The organism is Brevundimonas sp. (assembly GCF_036963785.1).
Taxonomy (GTDB): Bacteria; Pseudomonadota; Alphaproteobacteria; order Caulobacterales; family Caulobacteraceae; genus Brevundimonas.
In genome coordinates, this window is sequence record NZ_JBALUS010000005.1 from 77,867 (window position 1) to 96,682 (window position 18,816).

General features: G+C 69.4%; 16 protein-coding genes. 9 read left to right on the forward strand and 7 right to left on the reverse strand.

Annotated features, from left to right (window positions below; genetic code table 11):
- Positions 1–46 precede the first annotated feature (46 nt).
- Together V7672_RS12345 and V7672_RS12350 are read right to left on the reverse strand one after the other, a co-directional pair.
- Positions 47–361 (reverse strand): winged helix-turn-helix domain-containing protein, encoded by a 315-nt coding sequence (locus V7672_RS12345; RefSeq protein WP_335624900.1) that lies wholly within the window; start codon positions 359–361, stop codon positions 47–49.
- Positions 362–363: 2 nt separating this feature from the next.
- Complete coding sequence (locus V7672_RS12350) at positions 364–990, reverse strand: hypothetical protein (protein WP_335624901.1); 627 nt, start codon at positions 988–990, stop codon at positions 364–366.
- Positions 991–1,118: 128 nt separating this feature from the next.
- On the opposite strand from V7672_RS12350, the gene V7672_RS12355 reads away from it, so the two are divergent.
- The gene (locus V7672_RS12355) at positions 1,119–1,865 is read left to right on the forward strand and encodes an SAM-dependent methyltransferase (protein ID WP_335624902.1); all 747 of its coding nucleotides are present in this window, start codon (positions 1,119–1,121) and stop codon (positions 1,863–1,865) included.
- On the opposite strand, the gene V7672_RS12360 is transcribed toward V7672_RS12355, so the two are convergent.
- Genes V7672_RS12360 through V7672_RS12370 form a run of 3 tightly spaced genes read right to left on the reverse strand, consistent with a single transcriptional unit; the run spans position 1,862 to position 5,353 of the window.
- The gene (locus tag V7672_RS12360) at positions 1,862–3,307 is read right to left on the reverse strand and encodes an AMP nucleosidase (RefSeq protein WP_335624903.1); all 1,446 of its coding nucleotides are present in this window, start codon (positions 3,305–3,307) and stop codon (positions 1,862–1,864) included. The genes V7672_RS12355 and V7672_RS12360 overlap by 4 nt on opposite strands.
- A gap of 43 nt (positions 3,308–3,350) precedes the next feature.
- Positions 3,351–4,445: a hypothetical protein gene (locus V7672_RS12365; RefSeq protein WP_335624904.1), complete on the reverse strand. Its 1,095-nt coding sequence runs from the start codon at positions 4,443–4,445 to the stop codon at positions 3,351–3,353.
- Between the two features lie 38 nt (positions 4,446–4,483).
- A complete protein-coding gene (locus V7672_RS12370; protein ID WP_335624905.1) occupies positions 4,484–5,353 on the reverse strand; it encodes an alpha/beta hydrolase in 870 nt (289 codons plus the stop codon).
- Between the two features lie 254 nt (positions 5,354–5,607).
- On the opposite strand from V7672_RS12370, the gene V7672_RS12375 reads away from it, so the two are divergent.
- On the forward strand, positions 5,608–5,919 hold the full coding sequence (locus V7672_RS12375; RefSeq protein ID WP_335624906.1) for a hypothetical protein: 312 nt from the start codon (positions 5,608–5,610) through the stop codon (positions 5,917–5,919).
- 73 nt (positions 5,920–5,992) lie between these two features.
- On the opposite strand, the gene V7672_RS12380 is transcribed toward V7672_RS12375, so the two are convergent.
- Positions 5,993–8,101 carry a S9 family peptidase gene (locus V7672_RS12380; protein ID WP_335624907.1) on the reverse strand — a complete coding sequence of 703 codons (2,109 nt, stop codon included), beginning with the start codon at positions 8,099–8,101 and terminating at the stop codon, positions 5,993–5,995.
- A gap of 123 nt (positions 8,102–8,224) precedes the next feature.
- On the opposite strand from V7672_RS12380, the gene V7672_RS12385 reads away from it, so the two are divergent.
- From V7672_RS12385 to trxA, 7 genes are all read left to right on the forward strand, one after another.
- On the forward strand, positions 8,225–9,070 hold the full coding sequence (locus tag V7672_RS12385; RefSeq protein WP_335624908.1) for a GNAT family N-acetyltransferase: 846 nt from the start codon (positions 8,225–8,227) through the stop codon (positions 9,068–9,070).
- On the forward strand, positions 9,054–9,533 hold the full coding sequence (tsaE, locus tag V7672_RS12390) for a tRNA (adenosine(37)-N6)-threonylcarbamoyltransferase complex ATPase subunit type 1 TsaE (RefSeq protein WP_335624909.1): 480 nt from the start codon (positions 9,054–9,056) through the stop codon (positions 9,531–9,533). Before V7672_RS12385 ends, tsaE begins: the two co-directional genes overlap by 17 nt.
- Positions 9,526–10,614, forward strand: coding sequence for an N-acetylmuramate/N-acetylglucosamine kinase AmgK (gene amgK, locus V7672_RS12395; RefSeq protein ID WP_335624910.1), 1,089 nt, complete (start codon positions 9,526–9,528; stop codon positions 10,612–10,614). The genes tsaE and amgK overlap by 8 nt, the downstream gene beginning before the upstream one ends.
- Complete coding sequence (murU, locus tag V7672_RS12400) at positions 10,611–11,330, forward strand: N-acetylmuramate alpha-1-phosphate uridylyltransferase MurU (RefSeq protein WP_335624911.1); 720 nt, start codon at positions 10,611–10,613, stop codon at positions 11,328–11,330. Before amgK ends, murU begins: the two co-directional genes overlap by 4 nt.
- Positions 11,327–14,395: a double-strand break repair protein AddB gene (addB, locus tag V7672_RS12405; protein ID WP_335624912.1), complete on the forward strand. Its 3,069-nt coding sequence runs from the start codon at positions 11,327–11,329 to the stop codon at positions 14,393–14,395. Before murU ends, addB begins: the two co-directional genes overlap by 4 nt.
- On the forward strand, positions 14,392–17,817 hold the full coding sequence (gene addA, locus V7672_RS12410) for a double-strand break repair helicase AddA (RefSeq protein ID WP_335624913.1): 3,426 nt from the start codon (positions 14,392–14,394) through the stop codon (positions 17,815–17,817). Before addB ends, addA begins: the two co-directional genes overlap by 4 nt.
- 112 nt (positions 17,818–17,929) lie before the next feature.
- On the forward strand, positions 17,930–18,271 hold the full coding sequence (gene trxA / locus V7672_RS12415; RefSeq protein ID WP_209119994.1) for a thioredoxin TrxA: 342 nt from the start codon (positions 17,930–17,932) through the stop codon (positions 18,269–18,271).
- A 51-nt stretch (positions 18,272–18,322) separates the two neighbouring features.
- Here trxA and V7672_RS12420 read toward each other — a convergent pair whose 3' ends face one another.
- Positions 18,323–18,775, reverse strand: a complete 453-nt coding sequence (locus V7672_RS12420) for a surface-adhesin E family protein (RefSeq protein WP_335624914.1) — start codon at positions 18,773–18,775, stop codon at positions 18,323–18,325.
- Positions 18,776–18,816 lie beyond the last annotated feature (41 nt).

An 18,816-nucleotide genomic window follows, 5' to 3' on the forward strand; every position in this document is an offset into this window, starting at 1 on the left:
TAGCGCAGTCGGGAGGGCATGCCACCGTGACCGTTCGTCTGGCGGGTCAGCGGGGTGGGATCAGGGCCGACAGGGTGTCCAGATAGGCCATGAAGGCCGTCCGTCCGGCATCGGTCAGCTGCGCCTCGGTCAGGGGCTTGCGGCCCACGAAGCGCTTGGTGATCTCGACGAAGCCCGCCTCCTCCAGCTTGCGGAGGTGGACCGACAGATTGCCGTCCGTCGTCTTCAGCCGGGTCTTGAGGTCGCTGAAGTCGGCCATGCCCGCGCTGGACAGATAGGCCATGATGCCCAGCCGCACCCGACCATGAATGACGTCGTCGATCTCATTGATGTCGAAGACATCAGGAGGAGTATCGGCCATGCTCAGACCCCCTCCCGGGGCTCCTGACGCATCAGCGCCAGTCCGGGCAGCAGGGCAACGAAGACCAGCAGGGCCGCAAACACCAGATAGCCGATCGGGCTGTTCATGAAGACGCCCAGCAGGGCGGCACCGGCATAGGCCGCGAGCGCCGTCAGCTTCATCCAGGTCTTGCGCGTCATGGTGCCCGCGACCGTCCAGGCCGATCCATAGGCGGCGAACACGACGATCGGCATGGCCCGCATCAGCGACCAGTCGCCATTGGCCAGTCCGACCGCCAGGAAGGCGACCCAGGTGGCAAAGATGCCGAAGCCCACCGCCGACCAGGCGGCGCCGACGGCCTGATTGCTGGTCGAGCTGTAGCCGGGCTTGCCGCTGGCCCGCCGGATCAGCAGCATCAGCGCAAGGGCAAACAGGCCCCCGGCCGCGACCCAGACCCACAGCTGGGCCCACGGGTCGATGGCGACAACCCCTTGCTGGATGGCCCACTGCGCCACGCTGGCCAGGCCGAAGATCAGGGCCGCAGCCACCATGACGGGGCCGTTCAGCAGCGGCGTGTGGCGTCCCTCTTCAGCGAGGGTGCGGATATAGGCGATGTCGTCCTGCGGGGACGCGGTGTCGTGATGGGGCATGGCCCTTACCTCCAGTCAGCGGGGGCACTGCGCCCCGTGTGTGACCCTTGATTGCCTCATCAACTTTGCAATGTAAAGTACTTTCTTGTGGCCATGATGAGCCATGGCGCTACGGCTGGCCCATGCGCATGAATTTCCACCGCCTGGCCTATGAGGTCATCGAGGTCTGCAACGCCCTGACGCTCGAGACCTTCCGGGGATTTCTGGCGCCGGCCGCCCCGAAGCCGGGCGGCCGGGCGCTGGAGATCGGGGCGGGCAATGCGGCGCTGGCCATCTGTCTGGCCCGCGACTTTGGCATGGAGGTCGAGGCGGTCGAGGTCGACATGGCCGTCGCTGCCCTGGCCCAGTCGCGGATCGATGCGGCGGGGGTCGCGGACCGGGTGACGCTCAGCCGGATGCGGTCCCTGACGCTGCTGGAGGATTTGCCGCCCCAGGATGTGATCCTGTGCGTCGGCGCCACCGACCCGGTGGGCGAGGAGCACCGCCACCCGAACGACGCCTTCCGCGAGCTGGCGACCTATCTGGCGCCCGGGGGGCTGCTGGTCTGGGGCGACCTGTACTGGAGCGAAACCCCGCCCGAACCGCTGGAGCGGGTCATGGCCCTGACCAATGCCTGCACGCCGCTTGGGGACTGGACGGCCGCCGCCGGGGCCGCCGGGCTGGAGGTGCTGGACACCCACATCGCCGACGATGCGACCTGGCAGGCCTATATCGAGACCATGGACCGCGCCGCCCGGGCGTGGATCGCTGCCCATCCCGACCGGATCGAGCGCCCGCACATCGAGGCGACCGCCGACCGGGTCCGGTCCTTCCTGACCTTTGCCCGGCCCTATACCGGCTTTGCCCTGCAGCTGATGCGCAAGCCCGCGCCCTAGCGGAACGGCGGCTCGTCGAAGGCGCGCAGCTTGCGGGAGTGCAGGCGCTCGCCCTCCTCGCGGAGCAGGTCGACCGTCTGGATGCCGATCTGCAGGTGTTCCGAGATCGAGCCTTCGTAGAAGCGGTTGGCCTGTCCCGGCAGCTTGATCTCCCCGTGCAGCGGCTTGTCCGACACGCACAGCAGCGTCCCGTAGGGCACCCGGAAGCGATAGCCCTGGGCGGCGATAGTGGCCGATTCCATGTCGATGGCGACGGCGCGGCTCTGGTTGAAGCGCAGGGCCGAGCGGGTGTAGCGCAGCTCCCAGTTCCGGTCGTCGGTCGTGACCACAGTGCCGGTGCGCAGGCGCAGCTTGACCTGATCGCCGGGCATGCCGCTGACCGACTTGGTCGCGTCATAGAGGGCGCGCTGGACCTCGGCGATCGAGGGGATGGGGATGTCCGGCGGCAGCACCGCATCCAGCACATGGTCATCGCGCAGATAGGCGTGGGCCAGCACATAGTCGCCGATCGACTGGCTGGCGCGCAGGCCGCCGCAGTGACCGATCATCAGCCAGACGTGCGGCCGGGTCACGGCCAGATGATCGGTGATGGTCTTGGCGTTCGAGGGGCCGACGCCGATGTTGACCAGGGTGATGCCCTTCGCGCCCGGCGCCGTCAGGTGATAGGCGGGCATCTGGTGCTTCTTCCAGGCCGTGTCGCTGATCGCGGCCTCGGGGTCGGGCGTGTCGCGCGTGATCACCACCCCGCCGGCGCAGGACAGGGTCTGATAGGGGCTGCCGGGGCGTTTCAGCTCGGCGATGGCCCAGCTGACGAACTCGTCGACATAGCGATTGTAGTTGGTGAACAGGACGTAGGACTGGACGTCGTCGACCGGCGTGCCCGTGTAGTGCCGCAGCCGCGCCAGCGAGAAGTCGGTCCGGAGCCCGTCGAAGTGCGACAGGGGAAAGTCGCCGGAGGTATCGAACAGGCCGTCGGCGATCTCGTCACCGATGTGGGCCAGTTCCGTGGTCGGGAACCAGCGGGCCAGCGCCGCCGTCATCGAGCGGTCCAGCGCCACCTCGGCCCCGTCCAGCACATAGGGGAAGGGGATTTCCTGGCGGGACAGACCGACCTCGAAGGTCGCGTTATATTCGTCGGCCAGAAGGGTCAGCTGTTCCTTCAGATAGCTGCGGAACAGATCCGGCCGGGTGACGGTCGTGGCATAGGATCCCTGCTTCGACAGCCGGGCATAGGCGCGGGGCTGAAGGTCCTGGGGCCGGTCCCCGTGCCAGCGAACGCGCAGTTCGGGATAGGCGAACAGGCCCTCGGCCCGGGCGGCCGGATCGGGGCGGGTCCCGTGATCGACGAAGTCCCGCACCGCCTGGCGCAGGGTGTCGACGGATTTGGCGTAAAGGATTTCAAGGCGGCTGATGGCCGCGTCGGGGGTCATTTGCTCTGTCATGGCCTCCTCTAGCGGAACAGTATGACCTTGGCGAGACGGCAATCTATTCGCCGCCGCGCACCCGTTCGACCTGCGCCAGAGCCACCTCATCGTCGGCATAGTGGGCGACGAGCACCGCCTCGTCGGCCTCAAGGGTGTCGCATTGAAGCTCGGTGACGGCCGCCTCGATCTGGGCGCCGCGTTCGGCGTCATAGGCCTCTTCGCCCATCCAGTGGTCGCAGCCCAGCCTGCGGCCGGCCCAGCCCAGAATGTCGGCCGGAATGGTCGTGGCGGCGGTGATGAGCGGATCATTGACCTGCAGGTGCTCAATCACCAGACGGTCCCCCTCAATCGCCAGCGACAGCCAGGCATCGCCGCCGGTCGGGCAGCAGTTGGCATCATTGTCCTGCCACAGGCTGGTTTCGGCCATCAGGGCCGGCCAGCGATAGCCGACGCCCTTCCATACCGCGAGGCCGGGCGGCAGCTGGTCCGCGAGGTCCGCCTTCCAGCTGGTCACGTCGATCTGGGTGAAGGGGCGGCCGGCGTCGGGGGTCCAGCGGAACAGGACATCGGCATTCATCCGCCCGGTGCCGTCATGATAGCCGGGCACGGCGACATACAGGTCGCCTTGTCCCTCGATCACCACCGGCGGCTCGTGAACAATCGCCGTCTGGACCCAGGTCGCGGCTTTAAGCCGGCCGTCGGCCGTGGGGGTGTAGAGGATGACCGCCGCCCGGGGCATGTCCCACTCGCCCCCCATCCTCAACTGCTGCCAGTACAGGGGATGCGCTTGTATGCCGGCCTCCGCGTCGCCGGGTACGATGGTCACACCGGCACCATCGACGCGACAGACATCCGTCACGCCCTCGGGACAGGTGCGCGCCAGACTGTCGAAGTCGGTCTCATAGCGCGCGAGCTGCCGGTCCCTCCAGGCCGCCACCTCCAGTTCGGTCACCCGCTGCGCCTCCATGGCCGGGCGCTCGGACGGGTCGGCCTCATCCCACCACAGGCGCCATTCACGGGCCTCTTCGCGCGCATCGAACGGCAGGGGCGTGGTCGCGAGATGCTCGGCCTCGGCGCGCTCCACCGCTTCCTGCGCGAGGACTGGGGTCGCCATCAGGACGGTCAGGGCGATCACAGCGGCAAGGGGGCGTTTCATGTCAGGACCTCCGCAAAGCTTTGCGGCACTGTGCGCGCTCAGGCCGGACGATCCAAGGTCCGGTGGAAAAAGTCAGAGACCTCGGCCAGCACGGGGGCCTTCTTGCGGAACAGGGGCGAGAAGGTTGCGACCAGATCCGCGTGGTCCAGGCCCTCATAGAAGCGGGCGGTGCAGGTGCCGCCGACCGCGTCCATCCGTTCGCACAGAAGGCGGGTGTCCTCGGCATGCACGACGGTGTCGTCGGTGCCGTGGCCCAGCCACAGGGGCGGGGCATCGGCCCGGGCAAAGGTGATCGGCTGGGTCAGGGTGGGGTCGGGCGCCCGGCCGAAGGCATTGACGGCGGCCTTCACGTCGAACGGCAGGAATTCGTAGGGCCCCGCCAGACCGGCCGCCGCCTTGATCAGTCCGGGCCGGTCGACCGCGGCCATATAGCGTCGGTCCAGGGCGATCATCATGGCCAGGTGGGCGCCCGCCGAATGGCCGAGCACGCCCAGCCGGTCGGGGTCCCCGCCAAAATCCCTGACACGGTCAGCGGCAACCGCCGTGGCCAGGGCGGCATCCTCGACAAATCCGGGGAAATGCACCTCGGGCACCAGCCGGTAGTCGGGCAGGACGACGACAAATCCCTTGGCCGCCAGCGCCTGGGCCGCCCAGCCATAGACGTCGCGCGAGCCCGAATCCCAGCCCCCGCCATAGAAGAACACCAGCGTCGGCACGGGCGAACCGGGAGAGGCGCCGGTCGGGGCATAGACATCCATCTTCTGGCGCGGGTCGCCGCCATAGGGAAGGTCGCGGGCCACCCGCCGGGCGCCGGAATCGCGCGGGCCGAGACTGTTCAGCAGGCCCAGCGGCGAACAGGCGGCAGCAAACCCGGCCAGCAGGGTCGCCAGGGTGGCGCGACGGGTCATGGATGCACTCGGGATTGACGTCATGGGGACCCTAGATACGCGCGAACGGACGATTTGGCTGCCGGGGTGGGCGTTTGGCTGGTGGGACAAGGCGGAGAAGGACGCCGCGCCCGCAGAAAAAACAGGCCGTATACCAAGCAGATGTCATTTTTTCTGTCACAAACTGTCATATAATATTTACATTGAGATCAATCGGCGCATTCTGTGTGGGAAGGCGCCCGGGAGCGTCCCCTTTTTGCTGGAGGCCTACGCCCATGATCCGCACTGCCCTGTCCCTGTCCCTTGCCGCCGGTCTGGCCCTTGCGGCCGCCGCGCCCGCCTCGGCTTCGGTCGACCCGAAGAGCCAGCGCGCCCCTGCCCAGACGGTGATGATCTGTGCCGAGGACGCCGCGACCCGGGCCAGCTTTGAGCGCGAATACGGCGAGCGGCCCGTGTTCGTATCGGCCCAGGATCTGCTGGCGGCGCGCGACGCCGGTGAGCGCTGGGAAGCCCCGCGCTGCATGACCGAGCGCGAATACGCCCGCTTTGAGCGGATCAGCGAGCAACACGCCGAGCTGCGCCGCTAGGCGCCCATCCAGATATGACGAAGGGGACGCCGGTCTGATCCGGCGTCCCCTTTTTCATGCCTCCGGCGACTGCTTATTCGCCGATGTATTTGTCCAGCCAGCCGAACACTTCATTGTGCCACTGCAGGCTGTTCTGGGGCTTGAGCACCCAGTGGTTCTCGTCCGGGAAGATCAGCAGGCGGCTTTCGATGCCCTGGCGCTGCAGGGCGGTGAAGGCCGACAGGCTTTGCGAGGTCGGGATGCGGAAGTCCTGCTCGCCGTGGATGACCAGCATCGGCGTGTTCCACTTGTCAACGTGGTTGGCCGGGTTGAATTCCTGGTAGCCGCGCGGGTTTTCCCACGGGGTGCCGCCGTTTTCCCACTCGGTGAACCACAGCTCTTCGGTGGCAAAGCCCATGTTGAAGGTGTCGAAGACGCCGTCGTGGTTGACCAGGCATTTGAAGGCATTGGGCCAGTTGCCGGCGATCCAGTTGACCATATAGCCGCCGTACGAGGCCCCGAGCGCGCAGGCCCGGTCTCCGTCGAGGAAGTCATAGGTGTCGAGCGCGTGGGCCCAGCCCTTTTGCAGGTCCTCCAGCGGGCGGTCGCCCCAGTGCTGGCTGATCGCGTCGGTGAAGGCCTGGCCGTAGCCGACCGAGCCGTGGAAATCGATCATCACCACCGCATAGCCGGCGCCGGCATAGGTCTGGGGGTTCCAGCGCCATGACCAGTTGTTGCTGAAGGTGCCCTGCGGGCCGCCGTGGATCAGGAAGGTGACGGGGTATTTTTCGCCCTCGACATAGTTGGCGGGCTTGATCACCCAGGCGTGGACGGTCTCGTCGTTCCAGCCCTCGAAGGCGAACTGCTCGGCCTCGCCGAAGGCCAGCTCGCCCGCGACCGGATTCACCTCGGTCAGGCGGCGCGGCATTTCGCGGCCGCGGTAGGTCTTGAACCAGAGGTCACCGGGCTGATCCAGCGCGGCCTGGGCATAGACGATGCCCGAGGGGGTCAGGGCGTGGCTGCCGACCGAACCCTCGCCGGTGAAGGGGATGACCGCACCGTTGCGCGTATCGACCGCGAACAGCCGGTGGTGGCCGGTGTCCTGGGCCGCGACATAGAGGGTGTTGCCGTCGGGGCTGAAGGCCAGGCTGTCGGCCGAGCGATCCCAGTTGGCGGCGATCTGGCGGACCTGACCGGTCTCCATGTCGCGCAGCATGATGGCGAACTTGTCGGCCTCGAAGCCCGGGCGCGACATGGCCCGATACGCCAGGGTGCGACCGTCGGGCGAGAACACCGGACCGGCATCCCAGGCGGGATTGCTGTCGGTCAGATTGGTGAAGTCGCCGCTGTCGCTGAGGCCATCGGTCAGCCACAGGTCAAAGTCGGTGCTCCACGGCTCGGTCGTGCCGGCCTCGCGCGCCGAGAAGACGATCGCCTCGCCGTCGGGGGTGAAGGTAAAGTCCTCTTCGCCGCCGAACGGCTTCGAGGGGGTGTCGCCGTCAAAGCCGCGCGTCACCCAGACGGGGTCACCCTCGGCCCGGCCGTCGGCGCCGAGCGACACGACGAACAGATGGTTCTGGGTGCCGTCATTCCAGGTGTCCCAGTGGCGCACGAACATCCGGTCATAGGCGCGGCCGGTACTGTCGCGGGCCGCCTCGGCGTCCGCCCGCTCGACCGAACAGGCCAGTGTTTCGCAGTCGGGATAGACCGCCAGCGCCACGACCAGGCGCTCGCCATCGGGCGAGACCTTGTAGCCCTGAACGTCGAACGGAAGGTCGGTGACCTGAACCGGATCGGTACCCTCGGTGTCGGTGGCCCAGATCTGGTTCGAGCCCGAGCGCGAGGACAGGAAATAGAGGGTGCCGCCGTCGGGGGCCCAGCGGACGGTGTTGCCCTGTCCGCGATTCGGGAACAGGGGGCGGGCCTCGGCGTCGCCGGTCAGGTCCTGAAGCCACACGGTGGCGCCGCCGCCGCCCATCACGGGATCGACCTCGCGCACCTGATAGGTGACCCAGTGACCGTCGGGCGAGACCTGCGGGTCCGACAGGCGGTTGAGGCCCAGCATGATGTCATAGGTAAAGGGCTCGGCGGCCCCATCTTGCGACGGCTCCTGGGCCATCGACGCCGGGGCGGCCATCAGGCTGACGGCCAGAGCGGCGGCAGCCGCCGTGGAGCGGATCAGGGATGTCGGGAGGGATCGCATGCGCCGGACCTCTTGGGCTTGCCAAAACGAAGGAGCGAAGGCGTAGCACCGCCGGGCGGCTCCGGCAAAGCCTGCTCGCAAACCACGCTTGCCCGACCGCGCCGGAGCGGCGACAACCGGATCATGACGGTGGCCCCCGATTCCCGACATATCTGCGATGTGCTGATCGCCGAGCGCGCGCCGCGGCTGACCGGCTCGGTCGGCTGGCCGGCGATCCGGCCGTTCCTCTATGCCCTGCTGGGCTATGGCAAGGCGCGGCGGATGGCCGATGCGGTGGCGCCGATGGGCGGGGCCGAGGCGCTGGATTACGTCTCGAAGCTGCTGGCGCTGGATGTGAAGGTGATGAACGCCGACCGGATTCCGGAAAGCGGCCGCTGTGTGATCATCAGCAACCATCCGACCGGCATCGCCGACGGCATCGCCGCCTATGACGCCATCCGCGCGCGACGGCCGGATGCGATCTTCTTTGCCAATGCCGACGCGCTGCGGGTGGCGCCGCGACTGGGCGAAGTGGTCATTCCGGTCGAATGGGTGACGTCCAAGCGCACCCGCGAAAAGACCCGCGCTACCCTGGAGGCCGCCCGCGCCGCCTTCGAGGCCGAGCGGCCGGTCGTGCTGTTCCCTGCCGGGCGGCTGGCGCGCATCGCCAGGGACGGTAGTCTGACCGACCCCGAATGGCCCCCGACCGCCGTCAGTCTCGCCCGCAAATACGGGGCGCCGGTGGTGCCGATCCATATGTCGGGGCCGTATTCGCGGCTGTTCCACCTGTTCGCGCGCATTTCGCCCGAGCTGCGCGACATCACCCTGTTTCACGAGATGCTGAACAAGGCCGGCGGCACCTTTCGCCTGACGGTCGGGCCGACCATTCCCGCCGGACGGCTCGATACCGATGCCGCGCGCGCCACCTATGCGTTGAAGGCCTATGTCGAGCGGGTCCTGCCAGGACAGCCGGATGCACCCTTTGCCTGAGGTGCGCGAGATCACCCTGGCCGACGAAGCGGCGACCACCCGACTGGGCGTGGCGCTGGCGCAGTTTGTCGCGCCGGGCGAGGCCCTGTTGCTGAACGGCGATCTGGGCATGGGCAAGTCGACGCTGGCGCGCGGCCTGATCCGGGCCCTGACCCGGCCCGACGAGGATGTGCCCAGCCCGACCTTCACGATCGTGCAATTCTATGAGGGTAACCCGCCGGTGGCCCATTTCGACCTCTACCGGCTGGAAGATCCCGAGGAGATCGAGGAGATCGGCCTCTATGAAGCCCTGGACCATGGGGCCGTGCTGATCGAATGGCCCGAACGTCTGGGGACAGGCGGCGCCGAGGCCTTGAGCCCCGACCGGCTGTCGGTCACGCTGGAGAGCGAGGGCGAGGGCCGCCGGGCCCACCTGGCAGGCCACGGGGCCTGGGCCGGAAAGCTGAAGGAACTGCATGTCTGACCGGAATGGCCTGATCGCCGATTTTCTCGCCGGAGCGGGGCTGGCCGAGGCGCGGCGCGACCCCCTGCCCGGCGACGCCTCGACCCGGCGCTATGAGCGGCTGACCACGCCTGCGGGCTCGACCCTGATGCTGATGGATCAGGCGCCGGCGCTGGAGAGCCCGCCGTGCGACCCGGCGTGGACGCCGGAGGAACGCCGCGCCCACGGCTGGAATGCCACCGCCCGCCTGTCCGCCGGACGGATCGAGGCCTTTGCCGCCGTGGCGGACCATCTGCGCGCGGTCGGCCTGTCGGCACCCGAGATCGTGGCGCTGGATGCGGGAAACGGTCTGGCGGTTCTGGAGGACCTCGGCGACGATCTCTATGCCCGGGTGATCGCCGACGGCGCCGACGAGCGGGCCCTTTATATCGAGGCGGTGGAAGCCCTGGCCCGGCTGCACCTGACCGCGACCCTGCCGGATCATCTGTCGGGACCGGGCGGGGACTGGCCGCTTCTGACCTATGACGCGACCGCGCTGCAGGCCGGGGCCGATCTGTTCACCGAATGGATGCCGAAACTGATGCCGGCGCTGGATTTCCGCCCCGACGCCCGGGCGGAGTGGCAGGCGGCGTGGGCGCCGGTCGCGGCCATGGGCGAGGCCAAGGCCTGGGTGATGGCGCACCGCGACTATCATGCCGAAAACCTGCTGTGGCTGCCCGGGCGTGAGGGGTTCCGGCGCGTCGGCCTGATCGACTTTCAGGACGCCGTTCTGGCCCATCCCGTCTGGGACCTGCACTCCCTGCTGCAGGACGCGCGGCGCGATGTGTCGCCCGAGATCGAGCGGGCGGCACTGGACCACTATATCGACATCATGCAGGTCGACGGGGCGGCCTACCGCGCCGACTATGCCGCGCTGGCCGCCCTCAATGAGGCGCGCATCCTCGGCGTCTTCGCCCGGCTGATCGCGCGTGACGGCAAGCCCCGCTATCGCCAGTTCATGCCGCGCATGTGGGGCCATCTGGAACAAAACCTGAAACGACCGGAACTGTCGCAGGTCCGGGTTTGGTTCGACCGTCATGTTCCGAAGGAGATGCGCGGATGACGGGTCCGACCTCAGCGATGGTTCTGGCCGCCGGGCTGGGCACGCGGATGCGGCCCCTGACCGATGACCGGCCCAAGGCGCTGGTCGAGGTGGCCGGAAGGGCGCTGATCGACCATGTGCTGGACCGGCTGGCCGACGCCGGGGTCGCGCGCGCCGTCGTCAATGTCCACTGGTTCGCCGACCGGCTGGAGGCGCATCTGGCTGGCCGAGGGCAAGGGCCGGAGATCACGATTTCGGACGAGCGGGCCGAGCTTCTCGAGACCGGCGGGGGCCTGAAAAAGGCCATCCCCCTGCTCGGCGATGATCCGGTGTTCGTCGCCAATATCGACAGCGTCTGGACCGATCGGAGCGATGCCTTGGCGAAGCTCGCCAGCCTGTGGGCCCCCGAGCGGATGGACGCCGCCCTTCTGCTGGCGCGGCGCGAGGGGTCCATCGGCTTCGAGGGCGGCGGGGACTTCTTCCTCGGTGAGGACGGACAGTTGACCTTCCGGGGCGAGGCGGCCGAGGCGCCCTATGCCTATATGGGCGTGCACATCTGCCGGCCCGGCTATGTTGCCGACGGGCCTGACGGCCCCTTCTCGCTCAGCGGGTTGTGGCGCAGGTCGGCCGCGGAAGGGCGGCTGTTCGGCTGCGTGCTGGACGGCGACTGGATGCACGTCGGTGATCCCGGAGCGCGCGATGAGGCTGAGGCCCGGCTGGCGCGAGAGGCCGGGTGACGGACCCATTCGCCCCCTTCCCGCACATCTTCGCGCCGCGCTGGTATTCCATCGACGCGCACCGGCCTTTCCTGAACGATCTGGCGGCGGCCCTGCTGGACTGGTCCGGGCGCCAGTCACCGGAAATCCTGAGCGACGCCATGCTGTTGCTGCCCAACCGGCGGGCGGTGCGCTCGTTCGAACAGGCCCTGCTGGCGGTGGGCGACGGTCGGCCTGTGCTGATGCCGCAGGTGCGCGCGCTCGGGGATCTGGAAGAGGACGAGGCCCCTTTCACGCCCGGCGGGCTGGGGCTGGACCTTCCGCCCGCCATTTCGCCCCTGCATCGCCGGTTCGAGCTGGCCCGGATGATCGTCGAGGAATTCGACAGCAGCCTGTCGGTGCGCGAGGCCCTGGCCCACGCCGACACCCTGGGTCAGTTCCTCGAGTCCTGCCAGATCGAGGAGATCGAGGACCCCGGTCGCGTCGCCGATCTGATCGAAGGGGACCTGGCCGACCATTGGCGCAAACAGGCCCGGTTCCTGGCCCTCGGGGTCGAGGCCTGGCCGAAGCGGCTGGCGGCGCTGGGGCTGGTCGACCCGGCCTGGCGGCGGGTGACCCTGCTGCGCCTGCTGGCCGAGCACTGGTCGAAACACCCCCCGTTGACCCCGGTTCTGGCCGCAGGATCGACCGGCACGGTCCCGGCCGCCGCTGCGGTGCTCGATGCCGTGGCCCACGCCCCGCAGGGGGCCGTCATCCTGCCCGGACTGGATCGCACGCTTCCGGACGATGTGTGGGGCAGGGTCGATGACCTGCATCCGCAGGGCGCCCTGAAACTGCTGCTGGAGCGCAGCGGAATCTCGCGCACCGATGTGCGGCCCTGGCCCGTGCCCGGTGGCGTCGACCAGACCGGCGGTCGGGCCCGCGAGCGGGTCCTGAACGAGGCCCTCAGGCCAGCCGAGACCACCGGCGACTGGCGGACCGCCATCTCCGGCCTTCGCGCCGAGGCCGCGCCGCGCGATCCGGTCGATCCCGTGGTACGCGGCCTGGAGGGCCTGACCCTGCTGGACCTGCCAGACGAGGAGTCGACGGCCGCGACCCTCGCCCTGGCCATGCGCGAGGCGCTGGAGGTGCCGGGCCGCACCTGCGCCCTCGTGACACCCGATCTGGATCTGGGCCGGCGCGTTGCCGCCCGGCTGGAGCGATGGGGCATCCGCCCGGACAATTCCGCCGGGGTCAGTCTGCGCACCCTGCCCGCCGGTCGGCTGGTCGACCTGGTGGCGCGCTGGATGGAGCGGCCTCTGGATGCCCCGACGCTGCTGTCGCTGCTGAAGCATCCGCGCGTGCGCCCCGGTCTGGACGAGGCCGCCGTCGCGCATCTGGAACTGTACGGCTTTCGCGGCGCCGCGCCACGCGACGGGTCGGTTCTGCGCCACAGGCTTCTCAAGCCGCAGGGGCGAGGGCGCGGCGGCGCCGGCGACACCCCGCCCGAAGGCGCGACCGCAGCCCTGGCTCTGGTTGATCGGCTGGAGACACTCTCGGCCGCCGCCCGGTCGGCCTTCCGGCCCGAGGCCCCGCTGGATGAAGCCGCCCGGGCGCTGGTCACCGCAATCGAGAGCCTCGCCGGTCCTTCGGCCTGGTCCGGCAGCGATGGCGACGCCGCCTCCGCCCTGCTGGCCGAACTGATCGAGGCGGGTGGGGCGCTGGGCGCCGTCACCCGGCCCGAGTTTGCCGCCCTGATCGGCACACTGCTCGACGAACAGACGGTGCGTCAGGGCGGCGCCACCCATCCGCGCCTGCGCATTCTCGGCGCCATTGAGGGGCGACTGGTCCGGTCGGACCGGATGATCCTGGCCGGACTGGAGGAGACCGTCTGGCCGCCCGCCGCGCCGGTCGATCCCTTCCTGTCCCGGCCCATGCGGGCGACCATGGACCTGCCCTCGCCGGAGAAACGCATCGGTCAATCGGCGCAGGATTTCGTCCAGGCGGCCTCGGCGCCCGCGGCCCTGCTGGTCCATTGCCAGCGGCGGAACGGCCAGCCGACCGTGCGCTCGCGCTGGCTGTGGCGGCTGCAGATGCTGGCAGCCGGGGCCGATACCGCGAAGCATCCGGTGACCCTGACCACGGACGATCCGGTGCGCGAGCTCGCCCGCATGCTGGACAGCCCGCCCGATCTGGTGCCGCGACCGGCCAGCCGGCCCGAGCCCCGGCCGCCTGTCGATCAGCGCCCCCGCAGCCTGTACGTCACCCGGGTCGAGCGCTGGATTCGCGATCCCTATGCCCTCTATGCCCAGTGGATTCTGGGGCTGGAATCCCTCGACCGGCCGGGCCAGCCCGCCACCGCCATGGAACGGGGCAATGCCATTCACGCCGCCATCGAGGCCCTGACGCTGGAGCGCCCCGACGACATGGGCGATGACTTTGCCGAGACGCTGGCCGGGCGGATTGTCGCCGAACTGGTCAAGGCCGGCTTTGACGACGCGGCCCTGGCCCGCGAGCAACCGCTGGCCGAAGCGTCGGCCCGCTGGCTGGCGGAGCAGGAGCGCATCCGCCGCGCCCGCACGGATGGCCCCGTCACCCTGCATGCGGAAAGGAAGGGGCGGATGACCCTGACCCTGCCGGGCGGCGACTTTGTGCTGCAGGCCTATGCCGACCGGATCGAGACCTGGCCGGGTGGCGCCGCCGTCCTCGACTTCAAGACCGGCATGGCCCCGTCGAAGAAGGAGGTCGAGGCCGGCCTCGCGCCCCAGTTGACCCTGACCGCCGCCATACTGGAGGCCGGGGGCTTTGGCCCGGAGATCGGCCGGGGCCCCGTGGCCGAGCTGGCCTATGTCCGCCCCACCGGGCGCGGCGAGGGGGGAGAGTGGAAGACCGTGGCCGCCGGGCTTGAGGACACCGCCACCGCGACCGGCGACGCGCTGGAGGGGCTGACCCGGCGCATCGCCCATTTCGACCGGGACGAGACGCCCTATCGGTCGTGGGCCGTGCCGAAATTCATGACCTTGCGCGGCGGCAACTATGACCATCTGGCGCGGGTCTGGGAGTGGCATGTCATGGGTGCCGCCGACGGCGAGGGAGAGGGCGGATGAGCGAGCCGCTGCACCCCCAGACGCGTGCCGCCGATCCGACCCTGTCGGTGTTCGTCTCGGCCAATGCCGGGTCGGGCAAGACCACCACTCTGGTCAGCCGGGTGGCGCGCCTGTTGCTGGGCGGAACGGCGCCCGGCGCCATCCTGTGCGTGACCTTCACCAAGGCCGCCGCCTCGGAGATGCAGAGCCGGCTGTTCGCGCGGCTGGGCGGGTGGGCCGTCATGGACGACGACAAATTGTCCCGCGCCCTTGCCGATCTGGAGGGGGGCGCCCCCGGTGACTATGACGACGAGGCCCTGTCCCGTGCCCGGCGCCTGTTCGCCCGCGCACTCGAGACCCCCGGCGGGCTGAAGATTCAGACCCTGCACGCCTTCTGCGAAAAGCTGCTGCGGCGCTTCCCCATGGAGGCCGGGGTGACGCCGGGCTTTGCCGTTCTGGAGGACGAGGCGGCGCGGCGTCTGTCCCGCGAGGCGCGCGATGATCTGGCGCGCGCGGCGCTGGCCGACGGCGACGGACCGCTGGGTGAGGCCTATCGCCATTTCGCCGTTACGCTCGACTTCCAGACCTTCGAGGGCTTGCTGGCGACGCTTGAGGCCGAACGGCTGAAGATCTCGGCCTGGGTCGAGGCGGTCGCGCGGGGCGAGGCCTGCGACATCCATACATTGACCGGCACCGGAGCCGGCGTGACGGTCGAGGGGCTGGAGCGCGACTGGCTGGCCGCTTTCGATGCGGGGGAAGCGCGGGCGCTTGCGGCAGAACTGGCAGCAGGCGCCGTCACCGACCAGAAGAAGGCCGCCGTCCTGCAACAGGCGCTGGCCGAGGGCCTGAGCTTTGCCGGGCTGCGCCGCCTGTTCCTGAAGGCCGACGGCGCGCCCCATGCGAAGATGGGCACAAAGTCGGTGCCGCCCGGCGTGATGACGCGCCTGACCGCGCTTCAGGACAGCTATTGCCAGACGCTGGGGGCGTGCCGTGCGGCCTGCACGGCCGAGCGGTCGCGTCATGCGGCGACGCTCGCGACCGCCTATGCCGCCCTCTATCAGCACGCCAAGGACCGGTCGGGGGCCCTCGACTTCGCCGATCTGGTCGACCGCACGCGCGCCCTCCTGACCGAGGCACAGGCCGCCGCCTGGGTGCTCTACAAGATGGACGGCGGCATCGACCATGTGCTGGTGGACGAGGCGCAGGACACCGCCCCCGAGCAATGGGACATCATTACCGCCCTGACCGGCGAGTTCTTCGGCGGCGAGACCTCGACGCGAACCGTCTTCGCGGTCGGGGACGAGAAACAGTCGATCTATTCCTTCCAGGGGGCGCGCCCCGAACGGCTGCGGCGCGAGGCCCAGGCCTATGACCAGAGGATCAAGTCCACCGGCGGTGCCTTCGAGGGCATTGAGCTGACCACCTCCTACCGCTCGACGCCGCAGGTCCTGCAGTTCGTCGATGCTGTCTTTGAAGGCCCCGAGCGGGCGCGCGCCCTGACCGGCCAGACGCTTCAGCAGGCGCCCGAACATGTCCCCGCCCGCACCGGTCATGCCGGCTCGATCGAGCTGTGGCCCCTGTTCTTCGACGATGAGGCGGTCGAGCAGGATCCGTGGGTGCCGGTCGACCATGAACCCGCCACCCATGGCCGGAAGAAGCTGGCCCGGGCACTGGCCCGCGAAATCCGCCGCGCGGTCGATCAGGGCGACGCCGTCTATGACCCGAAGGACAAGGCCTGGCGCGCCTGTGGCTATGACGACTTCCTGATCCTCGTCCGGCGGCGCGATCCGACCTTTGAGGAGATCATCCGCGCCCTGAAGGCCGAGGGCGTGCCGGTGGCCGGGGCCGACCGGCTGAAGCTGTCCAGCCATATCGCCTTTGACGACATCAAGGCCGTGATGCGGTTTGCCCTGTTCCCCGGCGATGAGCTCAGTCTCGCCGAAATGCTGCGCGGGCCGCTGTGCGACCTGCCGGACTTCGACGGACCGGACAGCCTCTATGCCCTGGCGGGGCGCGAGGGGCGCGGGCCGCTGTGGGACGAGCTTCAGGCCCGGGCGCATGAGCAGCCGCTGTGGGCGCGGGCCCATGCGCTGGGCGACTGGGCGCGGAGCCAGCGCGACCGCGACGCCTTTGGCTTCGTCTCCGGCCTGCTGAACCGCACGGACGGCGAGGGCGTGACCGGCCGGGTGCGGATGCTGGAGCGGCTGGGCCGCGAGGCCGAAGAGGCGCTGGACGAGACCCTGTCGCTGATCCTGTCGCTGGACCGGCAGGGGGTGTCGGACCTCGAGACCGTGCTGGACCGGCTGGAGGCCGCCGAGGTCGAGGTCAAACGCGATCTGGAGGGCCCGCGCGGCGAGGTGCGGATCATGACCGTGCACGGGGCCAAGGGGCTGGAGGCGCCGGTGGTCTTCCTGCCCGACACGACGGCGAAGGCCGGGGCGCGCGGCGCGGCCCTGTTCGAGGTGGCGCCCGAGGTCGAGGAAGGCCTGACGCCTCCGGCTGCTGCCTGGCTGATGGGGGGCCGGAAGGACGAGGACTGCCCGGCACTGGCCACCGCGCGCGCGGCCCGCGAGCAGGCCTCGGCCGATGAGAGTCTGCGCCTGCTCTATGTCGGGCTGACCCGGGCAAGGGACCGGCTGGTGATCATGGGCCGGGGCATGGCGGGGCGGAAGGACGGCTTTGCCGACGGCAGCTGGTGGGACCTTATCTCCCAGACTTTCGACGGGCTGTCGGATGTGGACGAACTGGACGACGGACGGCGGCGCTATGGCCCGGCGCCGGTGACGGTGTTGCGCGCCGTGCCTGCTGCGACCGCCCGCAAGGCCCTGCCGGACTGGACGCACACCGCGCCGCCGCCCGATGCCGGCCTGCGCGCCCGGGCGCCCTCTCGCCTGGCCGAGGTCGGAGAGGACGCCGGACCGCCGTCGCCCTCACCGCTGGATCGGGGCCGGGACGGGGGGCTGTCGCGGCTGAGGCGCGGCACGCTGATCCACCGGCTGCTCGAGCGTCTGCCGGAGCTGCCGGCCGCCGACCGCGGGGCCGCCGCCGACCGCCTGCTGGCGCGCGAACCCGGCCTGACGCCCGGGCAGATCGCCGAGATGACCGGCGCGGCCTTCGGTGTGCTGGAGGACGCCCGCTTTGCCGCCGTGTTCGGTCGCGGGTCGCGCGCCGAGGTGGCTCTGACAGGTACGGTTCAGGGCATCGCCTGGTCCGGACGGATGGACCGGCTGGTGGTCCTGCCCGACCGGGTGCTTGTGATCGACTACAAGACCCAGCGGCCTGCGCCCGACCATATCGATCGCACCGATCCCGCCCATCTGCTGCAGATGGCGGCCTATGTCGCCCTGCTGCGGCGGCTGTATCCCGAGCGGGCGGTCGAGGCCGCGCTGGTCTGGACGGACGGGCCGCGGCTGATGCCCGTGCCGGACGCCCTGATCGACTAGGCGCTTCACGCGCTGACACCCGCCCTGTAGTCTTCACCTTGAACGGGACGGGATTCGTCCCACATCCGATAGCCGAGGGGCGCCTGTCGCCCCGCCTGCAGAGAGCCTCCCCATGACGACGATCAAGGTCACCGACGACAGCTTCGAGACCGATGTGCTGAAGGCCTCCACCCCCGTGCTGGTCGACTTCTGGGCGGAGTGGTGCGGTCCCTGCAAACAGATCGGCCCGGCCCTGGAACAGATCGCCGACGAAATGGCCGGTCAGGTCACGGTCGCCAAGCTGAACATCGACGACAGCCCCATGACCCCGTCAAAACTGGGCGTGAAGGGCATCCCCACCCTGATGCTGTTCAAGGACGGCCAGATGACCTCGATGAAGGTCGGCGCCATCCCCAAGGGCAAGATCGCCGAATGGCTGGCCGAACAGGGCATCGGCAGCAGCGACGCGGCCTAGCCCGGAATGACGGATCAGACTGCCTGAGTCCCCCACTCCGGGGCCCGGCAGCTAGTTGCGGGTCTGGCCGATGAAGGCCGTGACGCTCGGGTAGGACCCCTGGGCGGACCGTTTTTCTTCACAGACAACCTCATAGAGGAAGCCATAGTTGGTGCCCTCACTGACCGTGTCCCACGCCTCCACACTTTCCTCGTAGCGCTCGGCCAGCTCGCCGGTACCGTCATAGGTGTCGGTGGACAGGAAGCGGATTTCGCGGCTGCCGCAACGCAGGGCGTAGGTGTCGACCTCGTGGCTGAAGTCATCGCCGCTCAACGGCACGCGCGCCACACGGACCCGGGTGCCCCCTTCGGTCGGCACAATCTGGGCGGCATCGGCCAGATAGGCGGTGGTGGCGCTGCGCGAAAAGGGATGCCAGTCGGAAACCGGCGCGGTCGAAATCGGTGGGTCCTGGTCGGCCACGGGCATCAGGCCGAGGACCAGGGCAGTCAGGATCGAAGTCAGCATCAGTGTCTCCCCCAAGAAGATCCGGTGACAGAAAAAGCCGA